Raw genomic sequence first — 12,312 nt, 5'->3', positions numbered from 1 at the left:
GAGGCCACCCTGTCATGCGCGCCAGTCGAGGGGGACCTGCTTCTCGCGGTCCCAGGGCCGCTCCCAGCCCGCGAAGTGCAGCAGCCGGTCGATGATTCCGGCCGTGAAACCCCAGACAAGGGCTGATTCGACCAGAAATGCCGGACCTCGGTGGCCGCTGGGGTGGACGGTGGTCGCGCGGTTGGCCGGATCCGTGAGATCCGCCACGGGGACGGTGAAGACCCTGGCGGTCTCGTTCGGATCGACGACTCCGACCGGGCTCGGCTCGCGCCACCAGCCCAGCACGGGTGTGACGACGAAGCCGCTGACCGGGATGTAGAGCCGCGGCAGGACGCCGAAGAGCTGGACGCCGGAGGGGTCGAGACCGGTCTCCTCCTCGGCCTCCCGCAGGGCGGCCCGCAGCGGGCCGTCACCGCCGGGGTCCCCGTCCTCGGGGTCGAGGGCGCCGCCCGGGAAGGAGGGCTGCCCGGCGTGCGAGCGCAGGGAGCTCGCGCGCTCCATGAGCAGCAGCTCCGGGCCGTGCGCCCCCTCACCGAAGAGGACCAGCACGGCGGACTGCCGCCCCGCTCCGTCCTCCGGCGGCAGGAACCGGCTCAGCTGCGTCGGCCGGACCGTCTCGACGGCGTGCACCACGGGGTCGAGCCAGCCGGGCAGCCCGTCCTTGCTCAGCGTCACCGGGCCACCCTGTGTGTCGCTCGCGCGCGTCATCGCCACCCCCGTCGTCCTGCCGCATCCAACGCACGACGGCCCTGAGATCGTTCCGCGAGCGCCCGGGATCCCCTGAACGGGCGGCGCGCCGGGCTCGCGGGGCGGCGCATCGGGACCACCGGGTGGTGCATCGGATCCACCGGGTGGTGCCTGGAGTCCGCCCGGCCGGGCAAGGAGCCCCTTCGGTGGCTCGGGTGACTCATCCGGCCCCCAGCGGCGGCGCCGGTTTGCCGCCCGCGTCCAGGTAGGCCTGCGGCGGGTTCAGCCGCTGGCCGGGGAAGCCGCCCTTCTCGTACTTGAGGAGCTTCTTCGCCTTCTCCGGGTCGGTCTCGCCCTCGCCGTACGCCGGGCACAGCGGAGCGATCGGGCAGGCGCCGCACGCGGGCTTACGGGCGTGACAGATGCGGCGGCCGTGCCAGATCACGTGGTGCGACAGATCCGTCCAGTCGCTCTTCGGGAAGAGGGCGCCGACGGCGGCCTCGATCTTGTCGGGGTCGGTCTCGCCGGTCCACTGCCAGCGGCGCACCAGGCGCTGGAAGTGGGTGTCCACGGTGATGCCGGGACGGCCGAAGGCGTTGCCGAGCACGACGAACGCGGTCTTGCGGCCGACGCCGGGCAGCTTGACCAGGTCTTCGAGCCGGCCGGGGACCTCGCCCCCGAAGTCCTCCACCAGAGCCTTCGACAGCCCTATGACGGACTTCGTCTTGGCCCGGAAGAAGCCGCACGGGCGGAGGATCTCCTCCACCTCCTCGGGGTTGGCGGCGGCCAGGTCCTCCGGGGTCGGGTACTTCGCGAAGAGGGCGGGTGTCGTCTGGTTGACGCGCAGGTCGGTCGTCTGGGCGGACAGGACCGTGGCGACGACCAGTTGGAAGGGGTTGGCGAAGTCCAGCTCGGGGTGGGCGTACGGAAAGACCTCGGCGAGCTCGCGGTTGATACGGCGGGCCCGGCGGACCAGGGCGGTACGCGACTCGTCGCCCGGCGGGCGGACGACGGCCTTGGCGGGGGCGGTGCCCTCGAGACGGGCCGTGGCCTTCTTCGGCGCGACGGTGACCTTCCTGGCGGCGGGCGCCTTCTTCACGGCGGCGCCCTTCGTGGCTTTCCCGGAAACGGCCTTCTTGGACGCAGCCTTTTCGGAAGCGGCCTTCCTGGCAGCGGCCTTCTCGGAAGCAGCAGTCTTCGACGTAGCCGTCTTCGCTGCAGTCCCCTCGGAAGCAGCCCTCTTCGCGGACGCCGCCTTCCTCGCCGGTTCCGTCTTGTTCTCTTTCGCCGTTTTCCTGCCGCCATCGGGGCTCTGTTCGCCCACAGCGGAATCGCGACGTACAACCACCCGCGCAGCCCCCTCGGCCTGTGCTCTCACCGGCGATTTGGACACCCGGCCAGCCTAAGCCCCGGCACAGACATCCGCCCCGGCCCCTGAAGATCGGCGCCCAATTGGACCCCTGCCGCGTACCCCGGGACACGTGTGCGGCATCCTTGTGACAGATCACACTGTTTGGACCGCCCGACAAAATGGGCACCACGGTCCCTCGGTACACGGGGGAGCAAGATCCCCTGAGCAGGTCGACAAGGAGAGAACTCGTGGACGACGTTCTGCGGCGCAATCCGCTCTTCGCGGCGCTCGATGACGAGCAGGCCGCGGAGCTCCGCGCCTCCATGAGTGAGGTGACCCTCGCTCGCGGTGACTCGCTGTTCCATGAGGGCGACCCCGGTGACCGCCTGTACGTGGTCACGGAGGGCAAGGTGAAGCTCCACCGCACGTCCCCCGACGGCCGCGAGAACATGCTGGCCGTGGTCGGCCCCGGTGAGCTCATCGGTGAGCTCTCGCTGTTCGACCCGGGCCCGCGCACCGCGACGGCCACGGCCCTGACCGAGGTCAAGCTGCTCGGCCTCGGCCACGGCGACCTCCAGCCCTGGCTGAACGCCCGCCCGGAGGTGGCCACGGCGCTCCTGCGCGCCGTCGCACGCCGGCTGCGCAAGACCAACGACGCGATGTCCGACCTCGTCTTCTCGGACGTCCCGGGCCGCGTCGCCCGCGCCCTGCTGGACCTGTCGCGCCGGTTCGGCGTGCAGTCCGAGGAGGGCATCCACGTCGTGCACGACCTCACGCAGGAGGAGCTGGCCCAGCTGGTCGGCGCGTCCCGCGAGACGGTCAACAAGGCCCTCGCGGACTTCGCCCAGCGCGGCTGGCTCCGCCTGGAGGCCCGCGCCGTGATCCTCCTGGACGTGGAGCGCCTCGCCAAGCGCTCACGCTGACGCGCACTGCCGTACGTCATCGGGCCCCGTCTCCGCGCGAGACGGGGCCCGACGTCGTCAAGGAACCGGAAAGCGCGCCCCATCAGGGTTCCGCTCAGGGCACGGTGGGCGCATGACCGGCAGCCCCGCCCACCGCCCCGGGCTCGACGCACAGGGCTTCCTCACCAGAGAGGGTTCGCTCGCGCGCGTGCCCCCGGCCTTCCGGCCGGTCGTCGCCGCGGCCCGCGACCGGCTGGCCGACGTGTTCGGGCACCGGCTGCACAGCGCGTACCTCTACGGGTCGATACCGCGCGGCACCGCGCGCGTGGGCCGCAGCGACCTGGACCTGCTGCTCGCCCTGCACCAGGAGCCGACCGCGGCGGACCGGGACGACGCCCGGGCGCTCGGCGCCGCCCTGGACGAGGAGTTCGAGCAGATCGACGGGCACGGCACCCTGCTGTTCAGCCGGGAGCGGTTGCTGAGCGGCCTGGAGAGGCACGACCTCGGCTGGTTCGTCGCCTGCCTGTGCACTCCCCTGCTGGGCGAGGACCTGGCCGCGTGCCTGCCGCGCTACCGCCCCGACGCCCTGCTGGCCCGCGAGACCAACGGCGACCTGGCGGTGCTCCTCCCCCACTGGCGCCGGCGGATCGCCGAGGCGGACGACACCGAGGAGGCCCGGAGGCTGCTGGTCCGCTTCATGTCCCGGCACCTGGTCCGTACCGGCTTCACCCTCGTCATGCCCCGCTGGAAGGGATGGACCAGCGACCTGCACGAGATGGCCGAGGCCTTCGCGGGGTACTACCCCGAGCGGGGCGAGCAGATGCGGGCCGCGGCTGCCCTGGGGCGCGAGCCGGCCGGGGACGCCGCCGTGCTCGCGGCGTACGTCGGCGATCTGGGTCCCTGGCTCGCCGGGGAGTACGCGCGCTTGCACGGCGTCAAAGCGCCGCGTCCTGAGGGCCCTAGATGAGCCCGTGTTCTTCCAGGTAGTCCATCTGTGCCCGTACCGACAGTTCCGCCGCCGGCCACAGGGAGCGGTCCACGTCGGCGTAGACGTGGGCGACGACCTGAGCGGGGGTGCGGTAACCGTCCTCCACGGCCGTCTCGACCTGGGCGAGTCGGTTGGCGCGGTGGGCGAGGTAGTACTCGACGACGCCCTGGGCGTCCTCCAGGACGGGGCCGTGGCCCGGCAGGACCGTGTGGACGCCGTCGTCGACCGAGAGGGAGCGCAGGCGGCGCAGGGAGTCCAGGTAGTCGCCGAGACGGCCGTCGGGGTGGGCCACGACCGTCGTGCCACGGCCGAGGACCGTGTCGCCGGTGAGGACCGCCCGGTCGGCCGGGAGGTGGAAGGACAGGGAGTCCGCGGTGTGGCCGGGGGTCGGTACGACGCGCAGTTCCAGCCCGCCGGTGGTGATCACGTCTCCGGCGGCCAGGCCCTCGTCACCCAGGCGCAGGGCCGGGTCGAGGGCACGCACGCGCGTGCCGGTCAGTTCGGCGAACCGGGTGGCGCCCTCCGCGTGGTCGGGGTGGCCGTGGGTCAGCAGGGTCAGGGCGACGCGTTTGCCGGCCTGCTCGGCCGTGGCGACGACCCGGCGCAGGTGCCCGTCGTCCAGCGGCCCCGGGTCGATCACCACGGCCAGGTCCGCATCCGGCTCCGAGACGATCCAGGTGTTGGTGCCGTCCAGGGTCATGGCCGACGCGTTGGGGGCCAGGACGTTGACGGCCCGCGCGGTGGCGGGCCCCGAGAGGACTCCGCCACGGGGCCGGCCGGGAAGGGCGCTTGCGTCCGTCATGCGGTGGCTCCACCGGTCGGGATGTGCTTGGTGAACTCGTCGTGGCCCGGCCAGGAGAGCACGATCCTCCCCTCCACCAGGCGGGCGGTGGCCAGGACGGGCGTGAGGTCACGCCCCTGGGCCGCGTCGAGTGCCCCGGCGGCCGTCTCGTATGCCGTCAGCTGGCGCAGGGTCGCGATCGTCGGCGGCATCATCAGCAGCTCGCCCTTGTCGTACCCGTCCGCCGCCTCGCGCGGGGCGATCCACACCGTGCGGTCGGCCTCCGTGGAGGCGTTGCGGGTGCGCTGCCCCTCGGGGAGCGCGGCCACGAAGAACCAGGTGTCGTAGCGGCGGGCCTCGAACTCCGGAGTGATCCACCGGGTCCAGGCGCCCAGCAGGTCGGAGCGCAGGACCAGGCCGCGGCGGTCCAGGAACTGCGCGAAGGACAGGTCCCGGGCGACCAGGGCGGCCCGGTCGGCCTCCCAGTCGGCACCCGTGGTGTCACCGACGACCGAGTCGTGGGCCCGCCCGGCGAGCAGGACGCCCGCCTCCTCGTACGTCTCGCGCACGGCCGCGCAGACGATCGCCTGGGCCGCCGTCTCGTCGACGCCGAGCCGCTCGGCCCACCACGCGCGCGTGGGGCCCGCCCAGCGGACCTGCTGGTCGTCGTCCCGCGGGTCGACACCGCCGCCCGGATACGCGTACGCGCCTCCGGCGAAGGCCATGGAGGCGCGTCTGCGCAGCATGTGGACGGCCGTGCCGCTGTCCGTGTCCTTCAGGAGCATGACGGTGGCCGCGCGTTTGGGGGCCACCGGCGTGAGGGTGCCGGCCGCGAGTGCGCGGATGCGGTCCGGCCACTCCGGGGGGTACCACTGACCGTTCGCCATGGGCGCGAGGCTATCCCGTGACGGGCGGATGTTCGAGTGGCCCCCGGGACCGGATCCCGCAGCTGGGGCCCGTGAAGGGCCCCGGGGGTGTCACGCGAGTTCGACCTGGATCTCGACCTCGACGGGCGCGTCCAGCGGCAGCACCGCGACGCCCACGGCACTGCGCGCGTGCACGCCCTTGTCGCCGAGGACCTCGCCGAGCAGTTCGCTCGCGCCGTTCAGCACCGCGGGCTGGCCCGTGAAGTCCGAGGCCGAGGCCACGAAACCGACGACCTTCACCACGCGCGCGATGCGGTCCAGGTCACCGGCGACGGACTTCACGGCGGCCAGGGCGTTCAGCGCGCACGTACGCGCCAGCTCCTTGGCCTCCTCCGCGGTGACCTCCGCACCGACCTTGCCGGTGACCGGAAGTTTGCCCTCCACCATCGGCAGCTGCCCGGCGGTGTACACGTACGGGCCGGACTGCACGGCCGGCTGGTAGGCGGCGAGCGGCGGGACGACGTCGGGCAGGCTCAGGCCCAGCTCGGCGAGCTTCGCCTCGACGGCGCCCACTACTGCTTCTCCCGCTTCAGGTAGGCCACGAGCTGCTCGGGGTTGTTCGGCCCGGGCACGACCTGGACGAGCTCCCAGCCGTCCTCGCCCCAGGTGTCCAGAATCTGCTTCGTGGCGTGGACGAGCAGCGGCACAGTCGAGTATTCCCACTTGGTCATGCGGCCGACTCTAGCCCCTGGCGGGCAGGGGCTCGCGGCCCACCACCGCACCGCTTGTCCACAGCCTCCCGCGTAGCCCGGGCGCGGACTGGTTAGGCTCGAATACGTGAGCAGGCTCCAGGTCGTCAGCGGCAAGGGCGGTACCGGCAAGACCACGGTGGCCGCGGCCCTAGCGCTGGCCCTGGCCACGCAGGGGAAGCGGACGCTTCTCGTCGAGGTCGAGGGCCGTCAGGGCATCGCGCAGCTCTTCGAAACGGAGGCGCTGCCTTACGAGGAACGGAAGATCGCGGTAGCACCCGGGGGCGGGGAGGTGTACGCCCTCGCCATCGACCCCGAACTGGCCCTTCTGGACTACCTCCAGATGTTCTACAAGCTGGGCAGCGCGGGACGGGCCCTGAAGAAGCTCGGCGCGATCGACTTCGCCACCACCATCGCGCCCGGCCTCAGGGACGTCCTCCTGACCGGCAAGGCGTGCGAGGCGGTGCGCCGCAAGGAGCGCAGCGGGCGGTTCGTCTACGACTACGTCGTCATGGACGCCCCGCCGACCGGGCGGATCACGCGCTTCCTGAACGTGAACGACGAGGTCGCCGGTCTCGCCAAGATCGGCCCGATACACAATCAGGCGCAGGCCGTGATGCGGGTGCTGAAGTCGCCGGAAACGGCCGTGCACCTGGTGACGCTGCTGGAGGAGATGCCCGTCCAGGAGACCGTGGACGGCATCGCCGAGCTGCGTTCGGCCCGGCTGCCGGTGGGCCGGATCATCGTGAACATGGTCCGGCCGGAGGTGCTGGACGAGACCGACCTGGAACTCCTGCGGACGGTCCCGCGTTCCACTGTCGCGCGGTCCCTTGCGTCCGCGGGGCTCGGCGGGGCGCGGCGCGGGGGGCACGCCGAGCGGCTGGTGGGCCCGCTGCTCACGCAGGCCGAGGAGTACGCCGAGCGGTACACGCTGGAGCACGAGCAGCGTGCGGTCCTGGCCGAGGTGGGCCTGCCGCTGCACGAACTGCCGCTGTTCGCCGAGGGCATGGACCTGGCGGGGCTGTACGAACTGGCCCGCGAGCTGCGCGGACAGGGCGTGTCATGAAGCGGGGGCGGACAGGGCACGCGGGCAGGGCGCGTCACGAGCCGGCACGGACAGGGCACGCGGGCAGGGCGCGTCACGAGCCGGCACGGACAGGGCACGCGGGCAGGACCTGGCACGAGCCGGCACGGACAGGGCACGCGGGCAGGACCTGGCACGAGCCGGCACGGACGAGCACACGAGCAGGGCACGTCATGAGCCAAGACCGACAGGCAACACCCGTCATGAGTCGGAAGCAGGGGATGTCATGAGTCGTCCGGACCCGGCCCACCACCGTCTGTCGCCGGCGCGCCTGCTCGACGTCGATCCGCTGCTGGAGGACCCGGAGACCCGGATCGTGGTGTGCTGCGGGTCGGGCGGGGTCGGCAAGACGACGACCGCTGCGGCTCTGGGGCTGCGCGCGGCCGAGCGGGGCCGCAAGGTGGTCGTCCTGACCATCGACCCGGCCCGCAGGCTGGCCCAGTCCATGGGCATCGACTCCCTCGACAACACCCCGCGCCGGGTGAAGGGCATCGACGACGCGGCGGGCGGCGAGCTGCACGCGATGATGCTCGACATGAAGCGCACCTTCGACGAGATCGTCGAGGCGCACGCGGACCGCGAGCGGGCGGCCGCCATCCTGGGCAACTCCTTCTACCAGTCGCTCTCGGCGGGCTTCGCGGGCACGCAGGAGTACATGGCGATGGAGAAGCTCGGGCAGCTGCGCGCCCGGGACGAATGGGACCTGATCGTCGTCGACACACCGCCGTCCCGTTCGGCGCTGGACTTCCTGGACGCGCCCAAGCGGCTCGGCTCGTTCCTGGACGGCCGGTTGATCCGGCTGCTGACGACCCCGGCGAAGCTGGGCGGCCGGGCCGGGATGAAGTTCCTGAACGTCGGGATGTCGATGATGACCGGCACCCTCGGCAAGCTGCTGGGCGGTCAGCTCCTCAAGGACGTGCAGACGTTCGTGTCCGCGATGGACACCACCCTCGGCGGCTTCCGTACCCGCGCGGACGCCACGTACAAGCTGCTCCAGGCGCCCGGCACGGCGTTCCTCGTGGTCGCGGCCCCGGAGCGGGACGCGCTGCGTGAGGCGGCCTACTTCGTGGAGCGGCTGGCCGCGGAGGACATGCCGCTGGCGGGTCTGGTGCTCAACCGGGTGCATGGCAGCGGTGCCGACGGGCTGTCGGCCGAGCGGGCGCTCGCCGCCGCGGAAAATCTTGAAGAGCCCGGCATTGTGGATCAGGAGGACGGGAAAGCAGTACTTCGTAACTCCCCCGACGCACAGGACAGTTCAGACTCTCCCACGCCCGGAACACCAGCTCGGGCATCGGCTCCCGAAGGTGGCTCCCCCGCCGACAACGCCGAGGACACCGAGCACACCGGGGACACGGAGCACATGGAGGACCCCGAGCGGTCCGTCGACCAGCTCACGGCAGGCCTGCTGAGGCTGCACGCCGATCGTATGCAGCTGCTCTCCCGTGAGCAGCGCACACGGGACCGCTTCACCGCGCTCCACCCTGAGGTGGCCGTGACGGAAGTGGCCGCACTGCCCGGGGACGTGCACGACCTCGCGGGACTGCGCGACATCGGCGACCGGCTCGCGGCCGGCGCGCGTGAGCTTCCCGACCTCGCCGACCTGCCGGAAACGCCCGAGGCGAGTGCCTGAGCGCAACCGGGTGAGGGCGCGGGGCGCCTGAGAGGGGCCAGGAACCCGCAGGTGATGACGAGGGGCCCGGACAGGGCCCTCGGACCTGGACCTGGGGCGCTCCCGAGAGGGGCTCCTCAGCTCACCGCCGCGTAGTTCTCGTAGATCTCGTCGTCGTCGAGGGGCAGAACACCGCACCCCCGCTCGTACTCCGAGCGCGCCGTCTCCAGCAGCCGGCGCCAGGAGGTCACCGTGGGACGCCTGCGCAGCAGTGCGCGGCGCTCCCGCTCCGTCATGCCTCCCCACACACCGAACTCGACGCGGTTGTCGAGCGCGTCGGCCAGGCACTCCGTACGCACCGGGCATCCGGTGCACACCGCCTTGGCCCTGTTCTGCGCTGCTCCTTGAACGAACAGTTCATCCGGATCGGTAGTGCGGCAGGCCGCCTGCGCACTCCAGTCGACTACCCAGCCCATACCGGCGCCGTCCTCTCCCGAATCGAGGCTCCCCCACGGCGGCAGCGGCATATTCACCGCCGCCAGTTGAGGACGTTACGGAAGGTGGGCACAGCGCAACACCCCCAGCGGGCCCAATCTTGAATGGCCCGAACGGACTATGGGTAAGCGGCAGATCACCCGGGGGAGTGAGCTGGCGGCATACGTAACTTTCCCGGCAAACCAGGACAGTTCAGTTGCGTCACAAGGGACGCCGTATGACACACAAGGCGGATTCGGACACGACCCCAACAAAAAAGTTGGAGAACACCCAGAACGATTCGGGGTCGCCGGACGTATTGATACGTGGCCTCACTGCTGTGACAGTTGAGAGCAGCTTAGGCCAAGGCCTATACGCCTGTCCGGCGAATGAGAACGTAGGCTGCCCTCATGCCAAAGAAGCGCTCGGGCGGTGGTCTGTCTCCTACGCAGCAGGCCGCCAAGTTCCTCGGTGTCAGTGTCCTCGCGGGAGCCGTGCTGGCCGGCATCGCCCTGCCGGCCGTGGGCGCGCTGGGCCTGGCGGCCAAGGGATCGGTCGAGAGCTTCGACGAGCTCCCGGTCAACATGAAGACCCCGCCGCTGAGTCAGCGCACCACGATCCTCGACGCCGACGGCGGCCAGATCGCCACGGTCTACTCGCGCGACCGCACGGTGGTTCCCCTCAAGGACATCTCGCCGTACATGCAGAAGGCGATCGTCGCGATCGAGGACTCGCGCTTCTACCAGCACGGCGCGGTCGACCTGAAGGGCGTCCTGCGCGCCCTCGACAAGAACGCGCGCAGCGGAGAGGTCTCCCAGGGCGCCTCGACGCTGACACAGCAGTACGTGAAGAACGTCTTCGTCGAGGAGGCGGGTGACGACCCGACGAAGGTCGCGCAGGCCACCCAGCAGACCATCGGCCGCAAGATCCGCGAACTCAAGTACGCGATCCAGGTCGAGGAGGAGCTGGGCAAGAAGAAGATCCTCGAGAACTACCTGAACATCACGTTCTTCGGCCAGCAGGCCTACGGCGTCGAGGCCGCCGCCCAGCGCTACTTCTCCAAGTCCGCCAAGGACCTCACCCTCGAGCAGTCGGCCCTGCTCGCCGGCATCGTCCAGTCGCCCAGCCGGTACGACCCGGTCAACGACGAGACGGAGGCCATGAAGCGCCGCAACACCGTGCTGCAGCGCATGGCGGACGTCGGCGACATCTCCACGGCGCAGGCCGCCGACGCGATGAAGGCGCCGCTCGGCCTGAAGGTCAGCAAGCCCAAGAACGGCTGCATCACGTCGGTCAAGGGCGCGGGCTTCTTCTGCGACTACGTGCGCGAGGTCTTCCTGACCGACCCGGTCTTCGGCAAGACCAAGGAGCAGCGCGCGAAGATCTGGAACCAGGGCGGCCTGACCATCCGCACGACGCTGGACCCGCAGGCCCAGAAAGCGGCGCAGCGGTCCATCAAGGACCACGTCTACAAGAGCGACGAGGTGGCCACCGCCGCCACGATCGTCCAGCCCGGCACCGGCAAGATCCTCGCGATGGGCCAGTCGCGGCCGTACGGCGTCGACATCAAGGAGGGCGAGACGACCCTCAACCTGTCCGTCGACGGCGACATGGGCGGCGGCATGGGCTACCAGCCCGGTTCGACGTTCAAGCCGATCGTGGCCGCCGCGGCCCTCGAGGACGGCATGCCGGCGAACAAGGTGTACTCCTCGCCGTACCAGATGGCGTACCCGAGCCCGGTCTCGGCCTGTGACGGCAAGCGGTGGATGAACGACCCCGCCAACCCGGCCAAGCTGGAGAACGAGAACTCCTCCGAGGTCGGCCCGTACGACATGCGGGAGGCGACCGCCAAGTCGGTCAACACCTACTACGTGCAGATGATCAGCGACATCGGCATCTGCCCGGTGACGACGATGGCGAAGAAGATGGGCGTCGTGCGGGCCGACGGCAACAAGATGCCGCAGGTGCCCTCCATCGCCCTCGGCACCCAGGAGATGTCCCCGCTGACCATGGCGAACGCGTACGCCACCTTCGCCGCGCGGGGCATGCACTGCACGCCGGTCGCCATCGAGTCGGCCAGCCGGCGCGTCGGTGACAAGACCACGTCGCTCGAGGTCCCCAAGTCGACCTGCTCGCGCGCGATGTCGGAGAACACCGCCGACACGATCAACACGCTGCTGAAGGGCGTGGTCGAGGACGGTACGGGCAGGAAGGCCGGCCTCGGCAGCCGCCCCAGTGCCGGCAAGACCGGTACGACGGACGAGCGTTACGCCGCCTGGTTCGTGGGCTACACGCCGAACATGGCCGGCGCGGTCTGGGTCGGCGACCCCGCGCACAAGCGCAAGATGGTCGGCATCACCATCGGCGGCCGGTCGTACCCCAAGGTCTTCGGTGGTGAGGTCCCCGGCCCGATCTGGGGCGACATGATGTCCGGCGCGCTGGAGGGCAAGCCCGTCGAGAACTTCAACACCGTCCACATCCCCGACAGCAAGCCGCGGGACCGCGGTGACGGGGACGACGACGGAGGCGGCCGCGGTGACGGCGGCAACGACGACAACGACAGCTTCATCGGCGGTCTGGTCGGCGGCAACAACAACGGCGGAGGCGGCGGCGAGCCCTTCCCGACGCCGTCGTTCTCCATCCCGGAAGGCTTCTTCCGGGGCCAGAGCAACGGCGGCGGCAACGGCAACGGCGGCCGGTTCGGCTGAGCCGGCCGCCTGGACGGCCCGAGGGCCCGAGGGTCCGACGGAACGCAGACGGCCCCTTCCTACCCGCGTGGGTGGAAGGGGCCGTCGTTCCTACCGCAGGGGTGGGAAGGGGC

At 71.1% G+C, this 12,312-nt stretch carries 12 protein-coding genes; 5 read left to right on the top strand and 7 right to left on the bottom strand.

All coding sequences use genetic code 11. From position 1 onward, the window contains the following. Positions 1-12: 12 nt before the first annotated feature. Both AB0F04_RS23195 and nth read right to left on the bottom strand, forming a co-directional pair. Entirely contained in the window at positions 13-708 is a 696-nt protein-coding gene (locus AB0F04_RS23195) for a CoA pyrophosphatase (protein ID WP_362044042.1), read from the bottom strand. Between the two features lie 199 nt (positions 709-907). Further along, positions 908-1,786 carry an endonuclease III gene (nth, locus tag AB0F04_RS23190; protein ID WP_362044040.1) on the bottom strand — a complete coding sequence of 293 codons (879 nt, stop codon included), beginning with the start codon at positions 1,784-1,786 and terminating at the stop codon, positions 908-910. 500 nt (positions 1,787-2,286) lie between these two features. On the opposite strand from nth, the gene AB0F04_RS23185 reads away from it, so the two are divergent. Both AB0F04_RS23185 and AB0F04_RS23180 read left to right on the top strand, forming a co-directional pair. Next, entirely contained in the window at positions 2,287-2,961 is a 675-nt protein-coding gene (locus AB0F04_RS23185; RefSeq protein ID WP_010031945.1) for a Crp/Fnr family transcriptional regulator, read from the top strand. Positions 2,962-3,073: 112 nt separating this feature from the next. Next, positions 3,074-3,907, top strand: a complete 834-nt coding sequence (locus AB0F04_RS23180; RefSeq protein ID WP_362044038.1) for a nucleotidyltransferase — start codon at positions 3,074-3,076, stop codon at positions 3,905-3,907. Here the strand turns inward: AB0F04_RS23180 and AB0F04_RS23175 are convergent. From AB0F04_RS23175 to AB0F04_RS23160, 4 genes are all read right to left on the bottom strand, one after another. Beyond that, the gene (locus AB0F04_RS23175) at positions 3,900-4,730 is read right to left on the bottom strand and encodes an MBL fold metallo-hydrolase (RefSeq protein ID WP_362044036.1); all 831 of its coding nucleotides are present in this window, start codon (positions 4,728-4,730) and stop codon (positions 3,900-3,902) included. The genes AB0F04_RS23180 and AB0F04_RS23175 overlap by 8 nt on opposite strands. Continuing rightward, positions 4,727-5,596: an NUDIX hydrolase gene (locus tag AB0F04_RS23170; RefSeq protein ID WP_362044034.1), complete on the bottom strand. Its 870-nt coding sequence runs from the start codon at positions 5,594-5,596 to the stop codon at positions 4,727-4,729. Before AB0F04_RS23170 ends, AB0F04_RS23175 begins: the two co-directional genes overlap by 4 nt. A 90-nt stretch (positions 5,597-5,686) precedes the next feature. After that, positions 5,687-6,148, bottom strand: a complete 462-nt coding sequence (locus tag AB0F04_RS23165; RefSeq protein ID WP_053669671.1) for a RidA family protein — start codon at positions 6,146-6,148, stop codon at positions 5,687-5,689. Further along, complete coding sequence (locus tag AB0F04_RS23160; RefSeq protein ID WP_097218487.1) at positions 6,148-6,306, bottom strand: DUF4177 domain-containing protein; 159 nt, start codon at positions 6,304-6,306, stop codon at positions 6,148-6,150. Before AB0F04_RS23160 ends, AB0F04_RS23165 begins: the two co-directional genes overlap by 1 nt. Before the next feature lie 106 nt (positions 6,307-6,412). Between AB0F04_RS23160 and AB0F04_RS23155 the strand changes: the two genes are divergently transcribed. After that, entirely contained in the window at positions 6,413-7,390 is a 978-nt protein-coding gene (locus AB0F04_RS23155) for an ArsA-related P-loop ATPase (RefSeq protein ID WP_362044032.1), read from the top strand. Between the two features lie 244 nt (positions 7,391-7,634). Next, the gene (locus tag AB0F04_RS23150) at positions 7,635-9,038 is read left to right on the top strand and encodes an ArsA-related P-loop ATPase (RefSeq protein WP_362044030.1); all 1,404 of its coding nucleotides are present in this window, start codon (positions 7,635-7,637) and stop codon (positions 9,036-9,038) included. A 116-nt stretch (positions 9,039-9,154) separates the two neighbouring features. Here the strand turns inward: AB0F04_RS23150 and wblA are convergent, their stop codons facing one another. Then, positions 9,155-9,493, bottom strand: coding sequence for a transcriptional regulator WblA (wblA, locus tag AB0F04_RS23145; RefSeq protein ID WP_053669668.1), 339 nt, complete (start codon positions 9,491-9,493; stop codon positions 9,155-9,157). Positions 9,494-9,901: 408 nt separating this feature from the next. On the opposite strand from wblA, the gene AB0F04_RS23140 reads away from it, so the two are divergent. Continuing rightward, entirely contained in the window at positions 9,902-12,199 is a 2,298-nt protein-coding gene (locus AB0F04_RS23140) for a transglycosylase domain-containing protein (protein ID WP_362044027.1), read from the top strand. The last annotated feature ends 113 nt before the right edge of the window (positions 12,200-12,312 follow it).

It is taken from the genome of Streptomyces sp. NPDC029041, assembly GCF_040637515.1.
In the GTDB taxonomy this organism is placed as follows: Bacteria; Actinomycetota; Actinomycetes; order Streptomycetales; family Streptomycetaceae; genus Streptomyces.
Note: the sequence above shows the minus strand (reverse complement) of the source record. Positions and strands in the feature narration are given on the sequence as shown.

Coding starts and splice junctions, on each gene's coding strand:
- AB0F04_RS23195 (WP_362044042.1), bottom strand. CDS start 708: ATGACGCGCGCGAGCGACACACAGGGTGGCCCGGTGACGCTGAGCAAG.
- AB0F04_RS23180 (WP_362044038.1), top strand. CDS start 3,074: ATGACCGGCAGCCCCGCCCACCGCCCCGGGCTCGACGCACAGGGCTTC.
- AB0F04_RS23175 (WP_362044036.1), bottom strand. CDS start 4,730: ATGACGGACGCAAGCGCCCTTCCCGGCCGGCCCCGTGGCGGAGTCCTC.
- AB0F04_RS23170 (WP_362044034.1), bottom strand. CDS start 5,596: ATGGCGAACGGTCAGTGGTACCCCCCGGAGTGGCCGGACCGCATCCGC.
- AB0F04_RS23160 (WP_097218487.1), bottom strand. CDS start 6,306: ATGACCAAGTGGGAATACTCGACTGTGCCGCTGCTCGTCCACGCCACG.
- AB0F04_RS23150 (WP_362044030.1), top strand. CDS start 7,635: ATGAGTCGTCCGGACCCGGCCCACCACCGTCTGTCGCCGGCGCGCCTG.
- wblA (WP_053669668.1), bottom strand. CDS start 9,493: ATGGGCTGGGTAGTCGACTGGAGTGCGCAGGCGGCCTGCCGCACTACC.
- AB0F04_RS23140 (WP_362044027.1), top strand. CDS start 9,902: ATGCCAAAGAAGCGCTCGGGCGGTGGTCTGTCTCCTACGCAGCAGGCC.